The 1,811-nt window shown below is 66.0% G+C and carries 2 protein-coding genes; both read right to left on the minus strand.

Annotated features, from left to right (window positions below; translation table 11 throughout):
• Positions 1-998, minus strand: a 998-nt coding sequence (locus EN742_RS33805) for an aldo/keto reductase (RefSeq protein ID WP_148670475.1), incomplete at its 3' end; no start/stop codon positions are given.
• Positions 988-1,811 (minus strand): sugar-binding domain-containing protein (locus EN742_RS33810; protein ID WP_128333815.1); only part of this gene is annotated, 824 nt, incomplete at its 5' end. The genes EN742_RS33810 and EN742_RS33805, both read right to left, overlap by 11 nt.

The following is a 1,811-nucleotide window of genomic DNA, read 5'->3' on the forward strand; positions in this document are numbered from 1 at the left end:
GTGCAGGCGTCGAGATTTGTCAGATGGCGGCTGGCGGCCTCGCTGAGCTGGCTGATCTCCTCTGAGGACAATCTGATGCGGCCGGCCCGCGCGTTTTCCCTGGCCTGCTGCGGGCTGCGGGCGCCGCAAAGCGAGAAGGTGATGCCCGGCTGCTGCAGCGTCCAGGCGATGACGATCTGCGCCTCGCTTGCGCCGTGCGTCTCGGCAATCGGCCGTATCTCTTCCATCAGCGCCGCGACCTTGCGGCGGTTGGCCAGCGAGAACCACGGATTGTCCTTGCGCTGGTCATCGCCGGTAAAGACGCGGTCCGGACCGATCTTGCCCGACAACAGGCCGAGCGCCAGCGAGGAGTAGCTGAGCACGGACACATTGTTGTCCGCGCAGAAAGGCAGAAGGTCGCGCTCCATGTCGCGCACCACCATGCTGTATTGCTGCTGGACCGCGTCGAGCTGGCCGGCCGCGAGATAGGCTTCGACATCCGCAATGCTGACATTGCTGGCGCCGATGGAGCGGATCTTGCCTTGGGTCTTGAGGCGATCGAGCGCTTCCATGGTCTCGGGGACCGGCGTCGTCGCATCCTGCCAATGGGTGATGTAGTGGTCGATGTGGTCGGTGCCGAGACGGCGCAGGCTCTGCTCCACTTCGTAGACCACGGAGTCGGCGCCGAGATAGCGATGCACCGGCGCGCCGTCATAGTCGAAGAAGTGGTTGCCCTTTTTTGCGTGCCAGATCAGTCCAAGCTTCGTGGCGAGCACGACCTTGCCGCGGCGTCCCTTGATCGCCTTGCCGACGATTTCCTCCGACAGCCCCTGGCCGTAGGCCGGCGCGGTGTCGATCAGCGAAACGCCTTCGTCGATCGAGGCGCGGATGGTGTCGATGGACTGCGCCTCGTCGGTGCCGCCCCACATCCAGCCGCCGATGGCCCAGGTGCCGAGGCCGATCGCGGAGGCGGCGATTCCCGACGCGCCAATGGTGCGCGTCAACATTTCAGGCGACATTGCGTATGCTCCCCGCATTGTTCAGGACCGCGTTGGCCGTTTCTTCGTCGACGACCAGAGACTTGAGATAATTGCCGCGCAGCGCGGCGCGGATCGGCCCGACTTTTTCGGCGCCGCTGGCGACGCCCATCACCGTCCGGCAGCGAGCGAGTTCCGAAGGCGCCAGCGCCACCAGGCGGTCGTTGGGCGGGTAATCGGCCAGCGTGCCGTCGTCGCGGATCAGATGCGCAAGGAACTCACCGACCGCGCCGCTGGCGGCCAGCTTGTCGCGGTCGGGGTCAAGACCTGGGCGAAGGTCGTAATAGCTCGACCCGGGCGTCTGGATCGACCCGATGCCGACCAGCGCGATCGCGGCCTTGCGCGCCAGATCGAAGATCTCGCGCACCGACGCCATCTCCAGAAGCAGGTCGCGCTGCTCCCGGCTCTCGGCGAACAGCGGCGCATGCAAGAGCATGCTGGAGCCGCCGAGCCGCTCGGCGAGCCGCGTCGCCAAATGGTTGACGTCGGTATAGTGCTTGCCCTGGACGCCGCCGGTCAGCGGCACGACGGTGATGTCGAAAGCCCGCTCCGGCTGCAGGTTCTCGGCGAGGGCGCTAATCGCCTTGCCGCCGGTAATGGCGATGACGTCGCCGTCGCGCAAGGTTTCAAGCAACTGGTTGGCTGCCGCGCGCCCCACCTGCTGCAGCGTGCTTTCGGGACTGCCGGCCACGGTCGGCGTCACGATCGCACTTGCCAGACGGGCAACCTCGATCAGCTGCTTTTCGATATCGACCAAGGCCTGGAACGGGCTCTCGACCGCGATCCTCAGCATGC

The organism is Mesorhizobium sp. M4A.F.Ca.ET.020.02.1.1 (genome assembly GCF_004022645.1).
In the GTDB taxonomy this organism is placed as follows: Bacteria; Pseudomonadota; Alphaproteobacteria; order Rhizobiales; family Rhizobiaceae; genus Mesorhizobium.